Genomic DNA, 20,294 nt, shown 5'->3' on the forward strand with positions numbered 1-20,294 from the left:
TTTCCTTTAAAGATTCTTTCTTTACATCCATAACGTTTGTTAAAAAAATCTTGTAACTTTCAATGTTTCATCAATAATTTTTTCTCTGTTATTAGAATATTTAATCTTCATCAAAAGAGAATATAATTCAATCTTATTAATCATATTTAACATATTTGTTGTTTCATCCAATTTTTCCTGAGCTTTTTCATCTGAAATCATAATGAACCTCCTTTATCTGTCGAACTTTATTTTCTCTTAATATTCATAACAAATATCGGATCAGCCTTCACAATATCCATAATCTCATCTCTGGTAGAATCATCAATATCCACATAAAACATGCCACAGTACTTGCATCTCTTTAACGAATACTTCTCTTTATACAGATGCTCATCACACACCAGACAACGATTCAGTTCACTGCATTTTCTGTATTTATATGGATTATTACTTCGTTCTAACTGCTCTTTTTTAGGTTCAAGGCTTTTCTTATATTTGTCAATGTTATCTCTTTCAATTTGTTCCGCAGTCTTTCTGCTCTCCTGCAATTTCTTAAAATCTTCAAGTGACTCTGAATAATCCATGCAATGACTTGAACCTATGCATTTACCCGAATAATTTGCTTTCCATCCACATTGTCCATCACGATAATGAATGCATCTCGCCTTATGTCTACGTGGATCATCCTCCTGTTTCTTTGCATATCCTACATGCCAAGGTGTATCAGGTAATCTATTATTTTCTACCATACTGCCACCTGCCTTCCTCAATTTACAATGCGTCTCTACTGCCATCCTGCCTGTTTACCAACTTCATCCCCCACAACAAATCCAATCAATGCAGAAAAATAGTTGATATTCTTAGTCATCAAGCCCATTACACAAATAACAATAATTGCTCCATTGCCTACCCATATTGCAGAGTTCCCCTGATTGTGGTTTTTTCTGACCTTATGTAACAGCCACTGAAGGGAAATAGTAAATATAAAAAATCCTACTGCATACAATATTGTCTCCAACATAAATTACCACCTTCTCTCAGATTTCGTCCGGTTTCAAGAAATGTCCACAATTACATCAAATACATCATCCCTGACACTACTCTCAATCGCCTGCGCCATTAAAAACTTCTCGATATTAGAAAGTCCCATTTTAAGCTCTCTTTCACTCTTAAATGGGACTCCCTTCATAGCCTCTCCAAGCCCTGCCTGAAAAAGCATCTGCATAATATTCTTTTCCACTGAATAAGCAGCTAATAAATCATTGCATAATGCGACACACAGTTTTCTATTCTGATATATATCGTATCCGTATCCCTCTGTCATTTTCTCAAATATCTTAACCATTTCTGCTGTGTGCCACATAATGTTTCCTCCCCAATACTTAGTATATTCTAATCCAGTAAGTTCCCACCTTCTCATTTGGAATCTGCTGGACTTTAACTGCCCTGCTCTGTCCTCCTGCTGCAATCTTTGCAACCATGCCTGCAAGCTCTGACCGTCTTAGTTTCGGAAATAACCCATCTATCCGAAAATATAATTTATTCCGACCTTGCTCTAGCTCTTGTGTTATATATGCTATCAGCTGACTTCTACTTCTAAATGTCAGCCTGTTTCTTTCAAAATAATTATCTTTTAATGAAATGCATTTCGGCATCTCATCTTCAAAGCTATGTGTTTTGCTTATAATTTCATCTGTAACATTGAAATAATCATATGCAATTCTTCCCTTGGAAGCTCCGATATCCCATGTTACATCCACCTGATATGGACTTCCACCAATATCAATAACATTCCAAGCATGGTGTTCTTTCTTACCACTTGCCTCTGCTTCTCCAGTAGCCACAATACACTTGATATCTACTGCATTCAGCAATACTTTTACAGCTTTGGCAATTCCCTCACACTGGGCTTTCTGTTTCGCAAAAACTCCTACAATATTATGTGAGAGAACTACTCTAGCTGGTTCGTCCATGTCTGCGCCTTTAAAATCATATTTCACATTTTTACAGAACCAGTCATGGACTCTTACTTCTTTCTCATAATCTGTGCCTTCTGTCAGTCTTAACTGTGCAGCCAGATTATTCACTGCGTTTTCTATGTTACGGTTGTACTTTCGAACAGTTTCCCTGCTGTAAAAATACTGTGGACAGATTGCTGTATGACCAAATGCATCCGTCGCCCAGTTACACGCAGATTGATTGACATAGTATATCAACGGATTATCCCTTGTCATTGCCCGGAATATTTTGTTGAATACTTCTTTTGATAGCTGCCCTTTGATTGGAATAGGAATGACATCCTCATGAGCCATCAGCCCATTGTAGAAAGCCTTGTAAACCGCCTGCTCCTGCTTATTCAGTTGTGCATAATAGTAGCGATCTACAATCACATCCGCTTCCTCCGTTATTTGTCTACATAAGCCATAACCACAGTGACATCATCACCACATCCAAGCTCACTCGTCTCCTTGAGCCACTTTTCAAGATTATCTCTTACTGCCTCGTATCCATGCTCGCCAATCATTTTATAGTACTCTCTGCAGGTTTTATGAAACTCCTCTTCGTTCACAAAACTGTTGGAAAATCCATCTGTCGAAAGCATATATAAATATGGCACATCATCTGCTGCATTCTTTCTCCTTACGGACGCTACCGATTTTCTCCATGCATCCGGTTTGGATAGAGAATGTGTCTCTGTGCCAAGGAACTTCTCCGGTTCTACCAATGGAGAAATCTCATCATCTGTAATATAGTTGATGTCGCCATCACCTATCTGAAATGAGAATACAAAGGTATCTGTAATCAGCATACCCAGAAGTGTAGTTCCATACAGAGAGTAAACCTTTTTCCAGTCGGTATTACCTTCTTTGTCTAATACGCTGCCATCTTTGTTCTTATAAAATGATTGTTTTACTCTTGCCTGCCATTCCTCACATATATCCTGTGCGAAGCGCATATCGCCTTCTCTGTTCAGAAATGTTACCAGATTCGTAAGACCATCCTTTTCTTTTCCATAATTGAGCAGATAGTTTTTCATTACTGTGCAGAAAGTATTTACCGCAATCAAAGAACCTCTGTCGCTTCTGGGGCACTTTGAACTGCCATGTCCATCTGCTACAGCTATAATCGTAATCTTATCTGAAATTTTTTCTATCTTGCAGTTATCTTGAAGAGGTAATCCATTCTTTTCGTGAGTAGCGCCTTTTACACTTTTGCCAAATACATAACGCTTCATGAAATCCCTCCTTTTTACCAAACTGCTCCATCGTCAAAGTCATCCGGACTAGGAATATTACTCATATCTATAACAAGTGGTGCTCCTCCATTTGCAGGTGCAAAAGGATCTCCACTGCCTGCAGGTGTAGATACTGCGTCAGCATTCATAGGTTTGCTTGCTGGAGCGGATACCATAGATGCAGTTGTAGACGCCCATTTAATCATCTTTGCAAGTGCAGCTGCATTATTTGCCTGTAATATCAGTTCTTTGTTACCTGTGAAGTCTTCAAGCACATCATCATCTGCATCGGAACCGATAGAAATCGCAATCTTAACTGCTTTCTTGAACCAAGGAAGTGCTTTTAACTTATTCAATCCATCCTTGTAAGAATCTGTTGGCTGTCCATCAGACAATAAAACAATTACCGGCGGCAATGCTCGTGTTGGCATTGGTGGAATAGAAAGCTGTGCTGCCAGTAATTCAAATGCTTTTCCCATCTCTGTTACACCATATGCTTCCAAAGGATTCCATGAATATTCCTCAACCGGTACAGGCTTTGCAGTAAGCCAGCTTGCCCCGGATGAAAATTGAAGTGCCCTAATAAGCAGCTGTGCATTTGGGTTATTATCCGCAGCTGATGCCATCTCCGGGATACACTCCTCAATAGCTGTATTTACCACTTCCATCTTTCCGTCATAAGACATTGAACCCGAACAATCCACTACCCAAAAGAAATGAATCGGTCTGCTTGCCAGTTCTCCACCCGGTCTTTGTAAATCTGCCATAACAATTTCCTCCTTTTACTTGAACTCTCCGACTGACTCGGAGAAATGTATTTTCACGCCTGCTGCAATACCTGCTGTCTTTCCTACTTCAACAGGAATCTGTGTTCCATCCGCTTTTTCATAAGTCCAGTTTAATTTATCTTCATTGCGGATTCCCCATAATGCAGGGTTCTTTGGATTCTGAACTACTTCTCCAACTACTGTTTCCATATCAAAATCACTATAAATGTGATGATGTAACAGCTTACTGTTCTGATTTAGTACCACGGTATTCTTTCCAATCACAATCCTTGTTGGTACTTTCACTGTCTGCTGACAATTCCAACATGTATGTGCCACACCATTTGCTTCCAGACTTTCATCATAGAAAACACTTGCACCACAGGTGCATTTCATCAACCCACTCATCATATTTGCAAACAGGTTCATCCATTCAGGCTCCGTTACACGCTTGCTTGGATTATTAAGTCCGACTGTAAAAGATTTGATAAACAGTTGGCGCAGCTGTTCCGGATATAACGGCCAATAAATATTGGCGTTATCATGGATTCCCGGTACTGGTCTGTTTGTCTTATTATCCGGATCAAATATAAAAATAGGATCAGTTCCATAGAGTTTTACTCTGGCTGCCATATCCATACACTTGATACTAGCTTCCTGCTTGCCTTCCAATGGGTGATTTACCATAAAGAGGTAAAACAGCAATACCGCTAATGAATATCTGTCCGTATCCCTTGATGGTCTCGCTTCACCTCTTACAATCTCAGGTGCCATAAATCCCGGTGTACCAAGCACTCCACCCGGTTTACTGTTACCATATGATACATTATCATTGTCGCAAATCAAGACATCTCCGTTATCCGGATTAAAGAAAAGATTTCCAAATGAAATATCCTGATACTTTGCCCCGGCAATATGTAGATTTCGATATCCTTTTGTAAGGTTAAATGCTGTCCTGCATATAACATAAAATGATGGATTTACACGATTCTTCATCAAATCCACTATGCTCTTATAATTCTTTGGACGAAGCGGCATGATATATCCAAACAAGTTTCCCTGTGACGGAACAATCAGTTCCATCGGCCAGAGAAACGAACTATCCGGTGCTCCCTTTGCAATAATCTCTTCCAATAATTTCTTCTGCCGTGCTGTAGCACTTCCCTTGAAATACCATTTCAACGCATAATGCTTTCCATCACATTCCACATCATAGACTTCACCTTGTCCACCGGCACCCAGAAGATTCACTACAGTATACTTATTTCCGCTTTCCGAAGTAAGTATTGTTCCGTTTTTTAACTGTCCCTCCATTATGGAATCTGCCTCCTTTGCTTCACAAGCTGTAATACTTCATATAATAGATTTCCATCATCAACATACATATTGTATGTTTTACTGCCAAACTGCAGTTCACAGGCATCTACATACGGAGTTACCGCTGTTAGATATCTATATGTTTTATCAAACCCCTTTTCAGAAGCTTGAAATACAATTCTCTGATTAGTCACATACAGGATTCCCCGATGCTGTACAAGCTCACCATGCTCAATAGGCTTCGCCACCCCCACATTCCAACGATTGCCTTTCAACAATCCAGGTGTACTGTGTCCCACATGCCGGTATTGCTTTACTACCTTGATTTCAAGGTTGATTGCTTTATCAATATAATGGATTTTCTCATCACGCTTGAGAAATAAGCTGTCTGTATTCAATATCGGTAATCTTCCTGCACAGATCTCGTTCTTCGCAGCTGTAGGAAGTATGGAATTTATCTTAGGTGGCTGATTATTGCCAAATATTGCATCCAATAAGCCCATACATATCACCTCTTTCCTGTATTCTATCGTAATTTCATGCTTTATGTGTCGCATCGCTGGCGACATTATACCAGCTGATACTTAATCTTATTCTTCTTGCAATACTGCTCTGCAAAAGAGCCAAATGAGCATTGCACGATAAACATATCATCTGTTCCCGTAAAAGCATCCTGACCAATCTGCTGTACACTATCTGGAATTATAATAAAATCAAGACTGGAGCAGCCGAAAAATGCACGTTCACCAATCGCATTCAGTTTTTCATGCAGCTCCACCTTTTTTAAGCCACTACAATTCATAAACATCCGATCAGTTATCCTTGCAATGTTATCCGGTATCCTAATATGCTCCAGCGATTGGCACTCTGCCAATAAATCATCACCTATCCCAAATACACTCTTTGGAATATCCAGTGTCCGTAAACCTGTTCCTTTAAAGGCTGCATCTCCGATTGTCTTAAGCAGTATCGGCAAGGAGATTGATTTTAAGCTGTTACAATTCTCAAAAGCTGAGTTTTCAATCTCTTCTACGCTGACTGGCAATACCACCTGATGTAATTTCTCACAGTCAGAAAAAGCATTTAACCCTATGTATTTAAAATCTTCCGTCAGAATTGCCTCTTCTATGGAAGATTTGCTAAAACTGTTATCCGCAATCTCTATAACATTTTCATTGCCAGACCTATTTTGAAATATAATCGTCTGGTTCTTATCTCCAAGGAATCCTGTTACAGCCAGTCCGTTGCCTCTGCGACTTTTCTCATATACAAATAAATCTCCATATGATTTTCCCGAAGATGACTTATTATCTTTTATCGCCGGACCACCACCCTGCTTCTGCACTGATATGTCACAGGCTTTTCCCAATACTTTATTACCATAACAAGAACACCATACTGACACGACCCAATCTGCATTCACTCTGCTGATGCCATAGTCATCCATCAACTGCTTCACATACCGGAAAGCAAATGTATTATTAAGCAGATTTGCCTTCTGAATATCCTGTGCAATTCCCATGTTGTATGCCATGAGAATCAGATTGATATTCTTTGCATCTTCCGGAAATATATCTTTCACCAATGCAGTAAACTGTCGCTTATCATCTATTGAATTTTCATACTGTCGAAGCATTGCTTCAAAATCCTGCTCAAAAATACGCCATCACCCTCCATGAGTTGTCGAACCTACCACTTTAATTTCTAAATTATTAGCCAAATATTCATCATACACATTAGATAAATCTTGTGTTATTCTTTCTATTTCTCCAGTAAGAGTTCCTCTTTTTACAATATCAAACAATTTCTTTCCTTTTTTGTTGACTTCATTGATAGCCAAATCACAATATTCCATTTCTTCGCACTCGTCACTATGTAATATAACATCCTCAAAGCTTGGAAATGACACTATTTCATCTATGGCTTTATCTTTAAAACCAACCTTGTCCAATTTATATTTATCGGCATAAAACATTGCTGTTATCAAAATAAGATACAAACTCTGATATATTTTTTTATTTCTGTATAAAATTGTAGCTATCAATAATTTCATTATTTTTATGTATGTATAGCATTTTATGTTTATTATCTCAATATTTTGTTCTTTAATTGCCTTGTCAACTATTGCATACACACCTGGAAACAATCTGTCTATATTCTTTTCCAAAAAATCATGTTCATCTATTTTCACAATTTTCTTAATCAGATTGTCTTCCACATTTTTTTCATCAAATAATTGTTCAGCATTTTTAACTATTTCATCTCTTTCAGTATTATCAGATAACACATAAGCATATGAAAGAACATTAAATACATCATCCTTCAATTGATTCCAATCAACAAAATCTATATTCGCCGATATAAGTTCTTTTGCCGTAAAAAATAAATCATCATTTTCATATCCGACGCCAAATATATCTGCCCATTGATAAACTGCAACAATTGCATCTTCAATATTCGTTCCATATTCATAGTGAAATATTTGTGCTATTCTATATGCCTCTTGTTTTGTCAGAGATGTCTTTTTTGCAATTTCTTCCTCTATTCCTAAATCTACTGCTAAAGACATAAGATTTTTGACTTTTTTATCTTCATATAAATCAGCTATTATAGCTTTGAGTATTTTTTTATTTGATAAATTCTCTCTTATCATCTGCTGATTATCAATGTTTATCATATCTACTCTACTCCTAACGCTTTATACACTGCCTCTTCTGGCGAAGAATAAAATATCAAGCTAAACGCTCCCACCAAATCAGACGGAACAGTACCTAAATCTGCTGCCGATGTGATTGGAAGCAGAACTTTTTTTGCTCCACTATCAAGGCATACCTGCAATGTACTTGCCAAATCTTCTACCTTAATAAGTGTTCCACCGATACTAATCTCACCAAGTACCGCAAGACTGCTGATTGGAGGCTTGCTAAGTGCCGCCGATGAAATAGCAATTAGTGTAGGAAGTGCAAGATTTCCCGTCATTCCAAGTCCCTGCATATCCTGATAATTGATGATATAATCCTTAGTTGTTGTACTTATTGAACCCGATATTGCATTGCCATTTGCCTTCAGGTAATTAAATGCTGTATTGGTAGCTTCCTTTGGCTCTTTTCCGGAACCAATACCTGTGCAAGTCAATTTTCCATTTCCCGGCATCATCTGCGTTTCAAGACGATAGCAGCCTATCATTCCAGTCTTTGACTTTGATACTGTATATAAGCATCCCGGTTTGCCCATACCTTCAGGAATCATCTTTCCGCCGCCCTGCTCCGGTACAGTTACAAAATGCTCATCAAAACTATCATTGTCTATGTATGAGAAGTTCACATCATAGAACTCCATTCCACCAATCTTCTTAAGCTGCTCTTTTACTCGCCTACGAAGTTCAAGTGAAATATCCATAATCTCTGCAACTTCATCCTTGCTGACTTCTCCATCCGGATAAATCAATTTGATAAATCCGGAAATCAGCTTACGAACAGCAATTGCATCTCTCTGATTTAAGTTATTTCCTAATTTGAAATACTTCTCTGCTATATTGCTGTAATTATCCTTACGAAGCTCACGCATAAACTCTGAAAGATAATCTGTGATAAATCCATAATCATTTGTAAATGAATCCGGTCTGTACTTAGGGATCTCCCATCCCGGTATATATGCATGGAAACGGTCAAGGAACGCAGTATCAGTACCCATTTCAGGAGGAAATGGATCAAACAGACTTGATGTCTTCTGCAAAGTCTCCACACTCTGATTGATATTACCTACAAAGACCATAGATGCTTTTGCCTGTATCTCAGCCTTGCCACGGGAAAATGCACCTGATGCCATGTATCCCTTCATAATCTGGATACCATCTTTATCCTTAAACTTGATACCGGCAACCTCGTCAAATGCTACAACATCCCACATTCCGACAAGACCGACTGTATTGTTAGACATGTTATAAAACAGATTTGCAACAGTTGTCTGTCCACCAGCTACAAGGATACTGTTTGGAGAAATCTGCTCATATATGTATGATTTACCTGTAGAACGAGGTCCCAATTCACACATATTAAAGTTGTTCTCAACAAGCGGAATCATACGGGCAATCAATAACCATTTAGCTCTGTCAGAAAGCTTGTCCGGTTCCATACCAGTAGATCGAAGCAGAATATCCATCCACTCTTCCTTAGTAAATGCCTTACGACCATTCTTTACTTCATCCATATCCACATGCGGCATCTGAATCGGTGTCAGCTTTCTGATACGGATAGGCTGTGTATTCTTCTTGTCTTCCTCAATAAACTCATAATCAAGCTGAAGAATACACCAGATACCGCCACAAAGCAGGCGGTCATAATCTTTTACATAGTCAGCACTGATAGGAATATTCTTAATTCCAAGATTAGAGAATGTTGTCTCATATCTGTCTTCCTTGGTATTGAGTACTACTGTAATCCTGTCAATAACTGTATAACTGCCTCTCTCTCTAAGAAGCGACAATATCTTCTGTGCCTCATCTGGACGAACATAGTTATCACGCAGAATACGCTTCACATTGTCTACTCCCTCGTCAATAATCTCCTGATCATCAGAATTACAATACTGTCCGAGAAGATATTCCAATACATAGACCGGAACATTTGCTCCTTCACGAATTGATTTGGTCAAGTCCTTACGGACTATACGACCATCATAATATTGGCGGAGTTTTTTCTTGATAATATCTCTAGGATTCTCAATATCATACGCTTCCTTAATATTTATATCAGTGTATTTATCCATAATTACCTCCATATTTTATCTTTGAGATAGCATATTTTCTAAGGCATTGACTAACGCATCGATTGAACCTCTTTTATGCTCATCTAATACTGAATCCGCATCTTCTACAGGTATCAATTTTGCGACTTCCATTTTTACCTTTTTCTCAACAGCATCTGTCCATCGTTGTCCTTGAGATAAAAATACAGCCTTTACTCTATCTGACCATTTTTTACTATTTCTAAATGACGTCACTCCTAAATCTACCGAAAATTTATTTCTTATCGCCTCTATATAAAAATCTTTTTTAAGACAATCTTCAAACTCTGATATATTATTTCCATTACATATTGAATACTTTACATCACTTTCTGATAGCAAACCTTTTTCAATTGCCTTTTCCGCGGCATCATACCCTGCTTCATCTGCATCCAGAAATACAAAGTATCTGCATACATAAGATCTAAGCCTAGATAGTTCATAGTTTAAGTTTGTCGCTCCTGCAAGCGGTTGTATCACCAATTTATTTTTTATAAGTGCATCTTTTATAGTAGGGCTCAATGATGATAAAATTTTATTTAATGCTATCTTATCATCCTCTCCTTCTACTACCAATACATGACTTGCATTAATCAAATTATCCTCTGGTAAAACACCTAATAATTCTCTAATCTCCTTAATATTTTTTGCTGGTTTAGCAGTGCCATGATCTACAATAATATTATTTGATATATTATTTCTTTGAACGAATAACGGATTATGCGTTGTTATAATTACTTGATGATTTTCTGAAATACCCTTTATTACATTTACTAAGCTATGTATGGCTTCTGGATGCAAATGTGACTCTGGCTCTTCTATTGCAATTATTGATGCACCTATCTCATTTTTCGATTCCTTTAGTATCGCTAATGATACTAAACTTTTTATTCCATCTCCCTTATAAAGAATACTTGTTGGCGTACCATCATTTAGAATTACATCTACATCGTTTCTAAATCCGCGCCATACTAATCTTCTTCCTCTAGATCTTATTTCCACGTTTGTAAGCTGTGGTAAAAATTCTTGCAAAGGTGCTAATATTCTATTTGCAATATCGTTATATACTGCTTCTTGTAAATTGTAAATTGTTTGTTCTGCGGATTTATACTCTTCATTATCATATAACTTTGATAACTCTGTAGATATTAGTCTATGTATAACATCCATAGCCATATCTTCTGTTCTTACTGCCTGTATATAATTAATGGCAATTCTCTCACATATAAATGCAGTTACTTTTTCTGATTTATCATTAAATGAAGAAGATCCTTTCTTTGGAACTGTTATTTTAGCTCTATTATCTCGTCCATATTTAAGTTCAATCGGTATATCCTCATTACTTCTAATTCCGGTTGTCCTAAAAAATTCAGTATTTTCATCATGATTCAATCTAAAATTCAATCTAAAAACAGAATCTAGGTTATTCTTTCGTTGTTGCAATTGAACTGGAAAATCTCTTTGCCAATCATACAAACGTTCATGTACATTTGCATGATTAGCATGTTGCATCATTGTTTCCATCGCAACATTTAGTGCCATAAGTATGTTAGATTTTCCTTCATTATTTCTTCCAACTAACACTGTAATATTTTGAAGATTTATTTTATGTGCCTTTGTTATACTTCTATAATTTGTAACTGAAAAATTTACTAGTTGCATTTTTTCAACTCCATATCCTAACGTAATTTAAAACCCAAAATCATCCACAAACGCAATATCAATCATAAACTCATACTGCTGCAAGATATTCTTCTCATCATTTGCATCTGCCAACACAAGATAATACTTATCTCCATACTTATATTCTCTTGATTTCAAAGTGAACTTCTCATGGAAGGTTCTCTTCTCCGGTGCTTCTTCCCTGCTATTTGCAATCATAGGTACATCAAATGAAATCTTTTCGCCATCTTCCGTAGTAAAATAAGCCACGATGCTTCTTGCTTTCATGGTGTCTGTGACTTTCTCTGTCTGGATAAAATCAAAGTATGTAATAAGATTTGTCACCTTACGGGTAACAGATGTCAAGACAACATCCACATAATCGTATGCCACACCTCTGGTATTCGTTGTAAGTTCAATGACTGGAACTATCATCTCCTGCAAGGACGTACCACCATGTACATAGTTCTGTCCACCTCCGGCAACCTTGAAAATATCTGCTCCTATCGGAGTATCTACATAGAGTTTATTAAGATACGCCATTGTTCTTGCCATGATTCCCTGCTCATTTACTGCATCTTCTGTAATAAGGAATCTCTTGTTTGTATAAATGCATTTATCCTTTGGATATGACACCTTGTCAAACTCCTGTAATCTGTCTCTCTTATATAAGAAGCCATGATCTGCAGTAATAAAAAACTTTGGTGCTGATACATAACCAGTCAGTTTCTTAACCAACTTATGTATCTCTTCTATAGCCTCTGCACAAGCATTAAAGACCTCATTCTCACTTGCTGGCTTATCTCCTCTTGCATCCACCTGATTGTGATAGATGTACACGATATTCTTGCCCTGAATCAACTCCCTGATTCGAGTCTGATTAGCATTTACCACTTCATCAAATGACAAAGCCACATTATTTTCATTATAAGATTTCAGTATCTTGTCTCTCTGCTCCATACTTGCACACGCCTGTCCATCAACAGTCACATTCAAGTTGCCATCCACCTGCATCTCTTTATGTGGAAGCAGGCTCGCCATTCCTACTGATGTAACAGAAGGCAGGCAGCTAAGCATACACTCCATCTTCGGTGTACACTTCTCATCTAATTCCAATCTGCCGAAAAGTTCCTTTGCACACTCATACCGAAAAGCATCGGAAATAATAACAATGACTCTCTGCTTTCCATCGTAGCCTCTAAGATAATGCTTATAGAAATCTTCCTGCTTAGGCAAGTCTGTAGCATTCATTACCTCATTTGTGAAATTTTCATTCCACTTCGGTGTTATCTTCTGCAAATATGTATTCGCATAAATATTCTCTACTCTCTGTCTTACATCAGAGAATTTACTGTTATCTTCAATTTGGTCATATGCATAATAAAACCATCTATAATATGAATCTATCAAATAGGACTCTTTCTGATAATTTGCAACCAATGTCTTAATATCACTTGAAAATTCCATAAGTGATACAGACTTCATCATCAAATACGCATACTTGATAGTCGTATATTCATTCTTGTATCTTTCGCTATAATGATATGCCTTAGACATTCTCTGATCAGCTACCTGTGCAATGTTAAGTCCATCAATCTGTGCATCTAAAATCTCATCATTTAACTGTTCCAATGCCCAATCAATAATAATGTCATCTAACCCGGCAAAAGCATCACAAGCGAAAACATCCGCCAACTGGAGAGAACTGTCTTTTTTCTTCTCTACATCTTTCTTTAATCCATCCTGTATTCTGGTCACAAAACGCAATGATTTATCTATTCTATCTACCAGTTTGTCATAGTCATCCCGATAATTCACATTGTCCATGATATTACGGATAAAGACCACAACATCATTGCGTTTCTTAAGAATATAAGACCTCATTGCTTCCGGGACAGTAGCTTTTAATGTAGATGATGCATAAGTTAATATCATGCAAGCAGACAAATCATCTATGTTTGGCTTGTCTGACTTATATCCAAAGAATTTTTCGCAAAGTTCCCAGAACTTGTCGGTCAATCTATTATCATCCAATGCCTTAAAATACTTCTCATTGTCACCGAGCATCATCTGCTTAACTACTTCCTCAAAATTTGGAGTCTTTACATCCGTGAGTACAGCAATCAAACCAATATCAATTGTCTGAGCATTGTAATGATCAATTCCAAGTTCCTTGAACTTCTCAATACGATGTTTATTTTTCCAAAAATTGCCATACTGTGATAAATGCTCCTTAAAGTGATTATCAATACCAATCTCCTGAGACATCTGCGATACTCTGTCTGTATAATAAGGTGTTGAGTAATAATACATATCTGCGAGAGGATTCTCTGCATCACTTGGCTTTGCAAAGGCTGCATAGACAAGATATTTACTCTCTTTATCCTCTTCGTTTAATAGATACTTTGAATAGAGCCAGTTTGTACCATCAAGAATGTGCAGCTTTACATCACCAAGCTGCAGTTCAGATACCTCATCCTCATATTCACCTTTATCATCAAACCAGAATATAATTCTTGTCTCTGACTTGGCAAATTCTGTATTTAATTGATCCTGTATGTTCTGTAAATCCATATTTCACCTTCTAATCCATTTGAGCAGATAGTCTCTGCACAAATATTTTTATTCAGCCTATGCTAATAAGTGTCCGATAAATGATCACTATTGGTCACTTATCGAACACTTTGTATCCGATAACCCCCAAAGTGTCCGATAGTGTTCAATAAAGTGTTCGATAAATAGTAAGGTGACCACTAAATCACATATTTAGTTGCCGGTCCATTTCCAATCTTCGTAATCAATCCTTTTTCTATCATCTTATCAAGTAATTTTCTTGCTCCTGTCTTTGACTTATAACCACCTATATCAGCAGCTTTTTGGGAAGAAATACTTCCATTCTGCCTGATATATTCAAGTATTTTATCTTCTTTTGACACAACAGTTGCTTTTTCCTGATTTGTATTTTCATTTCTGATATCAGCAGCTCCCGGAATATATACCACTTGTCCAACTTCAAGCTTTAATGTTACTCTATCACTGCGTTCTGAGAAATCAAATTCCGGCTTCTTCCAGTTTTGTTCTGCCCATGCAGTCATAATCTTATCGACACCACTTCCGGCACGCTCACCGACATTTACAAACCCAAACATTTTTAAGATATTCGGATTTCGTGGATCACTATTGCCACCTGCATAAAATTCCTCTTTCGTCACCCTGATAGTACCTGGATTGGAAATGCTAAGTTCTTTACCCTTTTTAACAACGAGGATTCCTCGTCTACCATAATAATTTGCATGTGCTAGTGCATTTGCCAATGCTTCTTCCAATGCATCATGCACATCCACTCTGTCTACACGATATCCATTTCGCCTATTTGCAAATGGAACTGCTACATCATCGTCCATTCTGGTGCGCACCTTGCAAAAGAAATCATATATATTACCGCTCCAATCACCTTCGTTTGAATGTGTCCGGAATAACCAGCGTACAGCTTTATCATCACATTTCTCACGATAATCCAGAAAATAGTTAGGAAAAACTTCAGTAATATGATAAGCCTCTCCAAAGAATAAAAGTCCTGCTATCGTTGGAGATAACGTACCATTTTTATTCTTCGCTGCTGCCCTTAATTTCATAAGGAACTCGTCATTTTCCAAAGCATTCCATGGATGACCACTGTGAAGCTGTTCGAAAATAATTCTATAGCCTTTTATCGTATCCTGATTCAGCACATCCAATCCAAACTCATCCAGCACTTCCACATCACCAGATACATCTCTCTGGTCTGCAAACATAGCCCGGACTGCCTCTTCGGTACAAAGGAAATCTCCTTCATAATCTCTCTTGTAAGTACCCTTCATCGGATCTGTCCCGATGTATACCGGCTTATCATGTCTGTCTGCTGCTGGAACATCAATTCTTAGTATTTTCTTTTCTCCGACAGCCACAGGTCTGACATGATGATTCAGTAAGATGTTCTTTGATACTTTATTTCTGTCATTCAATGTACTCCAAAAGTCTTTCTGATATTTAACAATCTGCTTGTCTGTCAGTCCTTCAACAGTAAAAGAATCTCTGTGTTCCCTAATTCCAAGCAGAATCGTGCCACCATTTGTATTTGCAAAAGAAGAGTAAGTCTCCCATATGCTCTCTGGGAGTCCACCAGTTGCCAATTTACATTCTCGCTCATGATTTTCTCCAAGATTCAACTCGTTTAATATTTCCTGCTTTATCAATAATAAAACCTTCCTTTACTTTAAAATAATTGGTCACTTTGTCATTTATAACTCATCATCTTCAAATAAATTATTGTCTAAAAAACTTCGTACCAGTTTTCCAAATTCAGTTATTCTTACACATGGCTCCCTATTCAAGTCAAAAGCTATACTTGGATCTTCCTTACTTCTAATTCCTGAAAATATATCATCTATGGCACTTGTTTTACTTGGTGATTCCACTTCCATCATTAGTCCGTAACCAATTAATCTTTCCGTAATATGATAATCAATGTCGCCTTCATCCATTATTATCAATGCCTTATAGTCTGCAATAAAAACCCTTGAATTTAGGTCAGATAATTCACAAAATACATTCCAACTAATTTTTCCATCTATATATGAAGCATACATTCTCGCTAATATACCAGACTTAACAGTATCAATATTACAATCCAATAGATAAATAACCCTGCTAAGCTCTTTTTCTGCAAATTTAGGATTTTCCATTTTTTTCTTATAAGCTTCTACTTTTTCTGGCGATATAGTGTTTCTCTGGAATTCATAAACAAATCTCAAAGTTTGCTTGAGCAAATTTCTGTCTCTAATAGCCACTCCTGTCTTGCAAAATGCCACAATAGATTTTGCAATTGGAACCTCCGCCAATATATCATTGTTAATTGCAGCATCTATACCCATTTCTGAAAAATCTAATGCTATATCCTTAACATTGTCATTAAACAGTGTATTTTTAAAATCAGGTACTAAATTCATATGTCACCTCTATATCTTTGCCAACAAATCTACTTTTAATGCCTTCTTACCTTCCTGTGCCACTTCCACACCTTGAAATTTCGCATAATTCACCTTTACACCATCATCCAAGTCAATCTCGATTCTCTGATTGGCTACATGAGCAATTGCTTCGTCATATATCTTCATCTCTGCAAGCTGCTTTGTGTACTTTGTCACCGCCTTTGTAGCCTTAGATTTCTCTGATGATGTTGTTGCATTATCAATAGTATACTGGGCACTTTGCATTGCGGTTTCCACATATTTCTGTGCCTTGTGCAGATAATCTGTTCTTACTCTGCCGACTGTGTCTGCATCATAACGATGCATATAAATAAGTGCTTTAAAGCCATTTTGTTTTCCACTGTCAAACAGCCAATAAATAGGACGCTTCTGATACATTTTTATATGATCTTTAATGAAATCGGTTACAAAATATTCCCTTATTATTTCACGTCCTGTTTTTCCTTTATTTCCAAGTGCATTAGCAATATATTTAAGATTATCTTCCAGAGTATCCTCGCCATATACCAACTTGAGCCACTCACAGAATTTTCCTACAATATCATCTAAGAAATACTCTTCATCGGTAATTGGTATGCAATTATCTTTATCAATAAAACAATCATCATTCAGTATTGTTTTACCTATTTGCGTTAATCCTCCTTCGTTAACAGAATATCGTCCAAACATACATCCAACTGCATATGAAATAAGTCCTTTAATTTCTCTTTGTAAATCAGCTCTGTGTACTGAAATATCTTTCTCATCTACCTCAACACTTACCTCACCATTTAGACCATAAATATCAGTAAAAATCTTATTAAGTTCTTCTTCATTATTTTTCAAACTAATATAGCGAACATCACATTCTCTTGTCCATATATCAAAGGCTTCCTTAATTGTTCTTACTGAATACTTAACCAATGGGTGTTGTTTAAAATCCCATGAGATTTCAAAAGAATCCCAATCTTCCTTACACATTTCAATATTCTCTTTTACAATTTTCTCTACCCTGTTCTTATACTGATTGCTAATAATTATAGGTACTCTTGACATAGGTCCTTCGTGATAATCAAGTGTTGGAGATAAAACAAGCAACATATTACTAACAATTGAAGTATTCATCAAACCTAAAATATATAACAAATTGTTTTCATCTTTCATAAAGCAAACAGACCCTTTACTCTCAAACAAAAAACCTTTCGGACTATACCTCATAGATAATTTACCGCTTGTTAATGAACTCCATGTCATACCCTGTCTAAAATAGAATTGTGGATTTCTTATAACCGAACCTTTAAATTCCGTCATTTCTTTTCCATCAAATTCCCAATTTGCTAAATAGGTGTTATTCCCATACCATCTTCTAAAAGCTCCTCCTTTATTGCATGGAAACCACTTTTTATTGGACTTACTTGCCTCTTCTCTATCTGCCATGTTGAATCCAATTTTTGTAAAATCCACTTCATGCCAAAATCTTAGAAAAGTATCATTGTTTCCTGTTGCAAATCCTTGTTTTGGATATCCATAATCCTCCAATAAAGATGATGAAAAAGCTTTTAAAACCTGTTCTCCAACCCAATATGCAATAGGTGTTCCTGGAATTTGCATAAAATCTTTCTGATTTGTCTCATAAAAATAGCCACACTCTTTATTGGATAGAGCCTCCAAAACTTTTTCTTTTTGAACTTGCATTCCACCTTTAAAGTCTGATAATCTAAAGCACAATGAGCTTTCATTCGATTTTTCATTTTTCAACACAAATGAACAGATCGGTACAGTTGCTTCTTCAAATGCGGAATATTCCATTTGAATCAAGGATGTTATATGTTTTGAATTAATTATGTATCTTCTTAATGCTTCATACGTTTTTATAAACATCCAAACAAACGGAGTCATAAATGCAGAATAACCATTTGCCTTACAATATCCAAAATTACGATATATGAATACACTAAACAAATCACCCGAATATTCTTTGTAATAATCAATAACAAATTTTTTCAGCTGTCCTTCCAACTTATTCATGTAAGGTGGATTCGTGCAAACTACCGCATATTTATTGCTCATAATTTCAGCTTGTTTTGTAAGTTGAAACATTAATGGAAGCGTTCCATTAAGCCATTCTGTTGATAAAAAATTAAGCTGTCCTGCACTTTTCTCAATATCATTTAGGTACATTCTAAAAGAATCGTAGTCTTGCTTTTCTATTGTTTGTAATGTTCCTATTTCACGAGCATCTTTGTAAGCCTTTACAAGATAATCACCAATTTTGTTTTTTTCTTTATTATTTGTTAAACCGTCACATTCAAATTTATCTATAGAATTACTTTCTTCTGCAATTGCAAGATGGTTTTTTATTCCCTGTGTAAGTGCTCTTCGATTATAACTACGTGCTTTCATCATTACTGCAAAATATGCTAACTGATACGCACGTTTATCAATATCCATACCAAAAATATTATTTTCAACAATATTTAATGCAGCATCTCGATCAGAATAACCTCCCTCTCGATAGATTTCCATAAGTACGTCAAATGCATATACAAGAATATGTCCGCTACCCATACAAGGATCAAAAAATGTCAAATCTGCAGGACTTACCTTTTCATCAACATACTGTATCTCTCCATTTTTAGGTGTAACAAAAAATTCCAGTTTCTCCGCCAATTTACTCTGTGGATTTCTTTCAATCCAATATCTGCCCAAAGAATTGTCTACCATATATCGTACTACCCAATCAGTAGTAAACAGCTGAGTTGCTGCTGGTATATCATCTTTCTTTATTGTACCTTTGTAAATATTGACAATTTCGTCATGCTTCTCCGAAATATAATACTGATACAACCATCCTATTATTTCTACTTGTCCCTCTTTTTCGACATTAAAATCATCTTCCTCAATATCATGAATAAGATGATAAATTATCCCATCTTTATCCGTATATGAAAGTGTAAGCAATGGTTCCATATAATCTTCATTGCCTTCAAATAAACCTGGTAATACCTCGTGCAATAAATTACACTGTTTAAGGAAAAGCTTTCTAAACAATTCATCTTGAGAACCATTCATCTTGGCATCAATGATTTCTTCTCTTTCTTTATCCGTGAAATCCCAGTCAATATCCGGAGCCATTGTTACTACATCTGGCTCATTCTTTCCTTCTTTTTCAGAAGAAAGCACACGAACTCTTACAGGATACATATAGTCGTTCACTTCCATAAAACGGATAGCACAGATTCTGTTAAACCATGTATATGCCACTTCTTCCACTACTGCTTCAAAGCCTCTTGCATGAATCTGGTCTACCAGTTTTCTTCTCTGCTCACACTGTTTTTTGTTAAGTGTTACCTCTGTTCCTGCTGCTGTCTTGTATACCTCAAAATCTGCACCTTTTGTGATTGCTTCACTGCAATTATCCTGTGTAATTCCAAGCATACCAGCTTTATCCGTAACGGATGCTATCAGCTTATTTCTTGCATCTATTGCAAATTTCTTAATTGCATTTTTGTTCATGTGCTATATCCTCCAATCAAG

General features: G+C 36.6%; 17 protein-coding genes. All 17 read right to left on the bottom strand.

What is annotated here, in order from left to right:
• Positions 1 to 39 precede the first annotated feature (39 nt).
• Complete coding sequence (locus DWY07_RS13135; RefSeq protein WP_181983865.1) at positions 40 to 201, bottom strand: hypothetical protein; 162 nt, start codon at positions 199 to 201, stop codon at positions 40 to 42.
• A 26-nt stretch (positions 202 to 227) separates the two neighbouring features.
• A complete protein-coding gene (locus tag DWY07_RS01070) occupies positions 228 to 731 on the bottom strand; it encodes a hypothetical protein (RefSeq protein WP_117821965.1) in 504 nt (167 codons plus the stop codon).
• A gap of 35 nt (positions 732 to 766) precedes the next feature.
• The gene (locus tag DWY07_RS01075; RefSeq protein WP_117821966.1) at positions 767 to 1,003 is read right to left on the bottom strand and encodes a hypothetical protein; all 237 of its coding nucleotides are present in this window, start codon (positions 1,001 to 1,003) and stop codon (positions 767 to 769) included.
• Positions 1,004 to 1,036: 33 nt separating this feature from the next.
• The gene (locus tag DWY07_RS01080) at positions 1,037 to 1,402 is read right to left on the bottom strand and encodes a hypothetical protein (RefSeq protein WP_147340231.1); all 366 of its coding nucleotides are present in this window, start codon (positions 1,400 to 1,402) and stop codon (positions 1,037 to 1,039) included.
• Positions 1,365 to 2,372 carry a transglutaminase domain-containing protein gene (locus DWY07_RS01085; protein ID WP_117821968.1) on the bottom strand — a complete coding sequence of 336 codons (1,008 nt, stop codon included), beginning with the start codon at positions 2,370 to 2,372 and terminating at the stop codon, positions 1,365 to 1,367. Before DWY07_RS01085 ends, DWY07_RS01080 begins: the two co-directional genes overlap by 38 nt.
• 14 nt (positions 2,373 to 2,386) lie before the next feature.
• On the bottom strand, positions 2,387 to 3,217 hold the full coding sequence (locus tag DWY07_RS01090; RefSeq protein WP_117821969.1) for a PP2C family serine/threonine-protein phosphatase: 831 nt from the start codon (positions 3,215 to 3,217) through the stop codon (positions 2,387 to 2,389).
• A gap of 14 nt (positions 3,218 to 3,231) precedes the next feature.
• Positions 3,232 to 3,984 (bottom strand): tellurium resistance protein, encoded by a 753-nt coding sequence (locus DWY07_RS01095; protein ID WP_117821970.1) that lies wholly within the window; start codon positions 3,982 to 3,984, stop codon positions 3,232 to 3,234.
• 15 nt (positions 3,985 to 3,999) lie between these two features.
• Complete coding sequence (locus DWY07_RS01100; protein WP_075720901.1) at positions 4,000 to 5,298, bottom strand: hypothetical protein; 1,299 nt, start codon at positions 5,296 to 5,298, stop codon at positions 4,000 to 4,002.
• Complete coding sequence (locus tag DWY07_RS01105) at positions 5,298 to 5,804, bottom strand: hypothetical protein (RefSeq protein ID WP_117821971.1); 507 nt, start codon at positions 5,802 to 5,804, stop codon at positions 5,298 to 5,300. Before DWY07_RS01105 ends, DWY07_RS01100 begins: the two co-directional genes overlap by 1 nt.
• Before the next feature lie 65 nt (positions 5,805 to 5,869).
• Positions 5,870 to 6,937: a leucine-rich repeat domain-containing protein gene (locus DWY07_RS01110; protein ID WP_117821972.1), complete on the bottom strand. Its 1,068-nt coding sequence runs from the start codon at positions 6,935 to 6,937 to the stop codon at positions 5,870 to 5,872.
• Between the two features lie 30 nt (positions 6,938 to 6,967).
• Positions 6,968 to 7,978 (bottom strand): hypothetical protein, encoded by a 1,011-nt coding sequence (locus DWY07_RS01115; protein WP_117821973.1) that lies wholly within the window; start codon positions 7,976 to 7,978, stop codon positions 6,968 to 6,970.
• A 2-nt stretch (positions 7,979 to 7,980) separates the two neighbouring features.
• Positions 7,981 to 10,068 (bottom strand): protease Lon-related BREX system protein BrxL, encoded by a 2,088-nt coding sequence (gene brxL, locus DWY07_RS01120; RefSeq protein WP_117821974.1) that lies wholly within the window; start codon positions 10,066 to 10,068, stop codon positions 7,981 to 7,983.
• Positions 10,069 to 10,083: 15 nt separating this feature from the next.
• On the bottom strand, positions 10,084 to 11,748 hold the full coding sequence (locus DWY07_RS01125; protein WP_117821975.1) for an AAA family ATPase: 1,665 nt from the start codon (positions 11,746 to 11,748) through the stop codon (positions 10,084 to 10,086).
• A 27-nt stretch (positions 11,749 to 11,775) separates the two neighbouring features.
• Positions 11,776 to 14,322 (bottom strand): BREX-1 system phosphatase PglZ type A, encoded by a 2,547-nt coding sequence (pglZ, locus tag DWY07_RS01130; protein WP_117821976.1) that lies wholly within the window; start codon positions 14,320 to 14,322, stop codon positions 11,776 to 11,778.
• A 179-nt stretch (positions 14,323 to 14,501) separates the two neighbouring features.
• A complete protein-coding gene (locus DWY07_RS01135; RefSeq protein ID WP_117821977.1) occupies positions 14,502 to 15,983 on the bottom strand; it encodes an RNA-binding domain-containing protein in 1,482 nt (493 codons plus the stop codon).
• A 45-nt stretch (positions 15,984 to 16,028) separates the two neighbouring features.
• Positions 16,029 to 16,736: a hypothetical protein gene (locus DWY07_RS01140; RefSeq protein ID WP_117821978.1), complete on the bottom strand. Its 708-nt coding sequence runs from the start codon at positions 16,734 to 16,736 to the stop codon at positions 16,029 to 16,031.
• A 9-nt stretch (positions 16,737 to 16,745) separates the two neighbouring features.
• On the bottom strand, positions 16,746 to 20,273 hold the full coding sequence (gene pglX, locus DWY07_RS01145; RefSeq protein ID WP_117821979.1) for a BREX-1 system adenine-specific DNA-methyltransferase PglX: 3,528 nt from the start codon (positions 20,271 to 20,273) through the stop codon (positions 16,746 to 16,748).
• Positions 20,274 to 20,294: the final 21 nt, after the last annotated feature.

This window comes from Clostridium sp. AF23-6LB, assembly GCF_003461085.1.
GTDB classification, from domain to species: Bacteria; Bacillota; Clostridia; order Lachnospirales; family Lachnospiraceae; genus Coprococcus; species Coprococcus ammoniilyticus.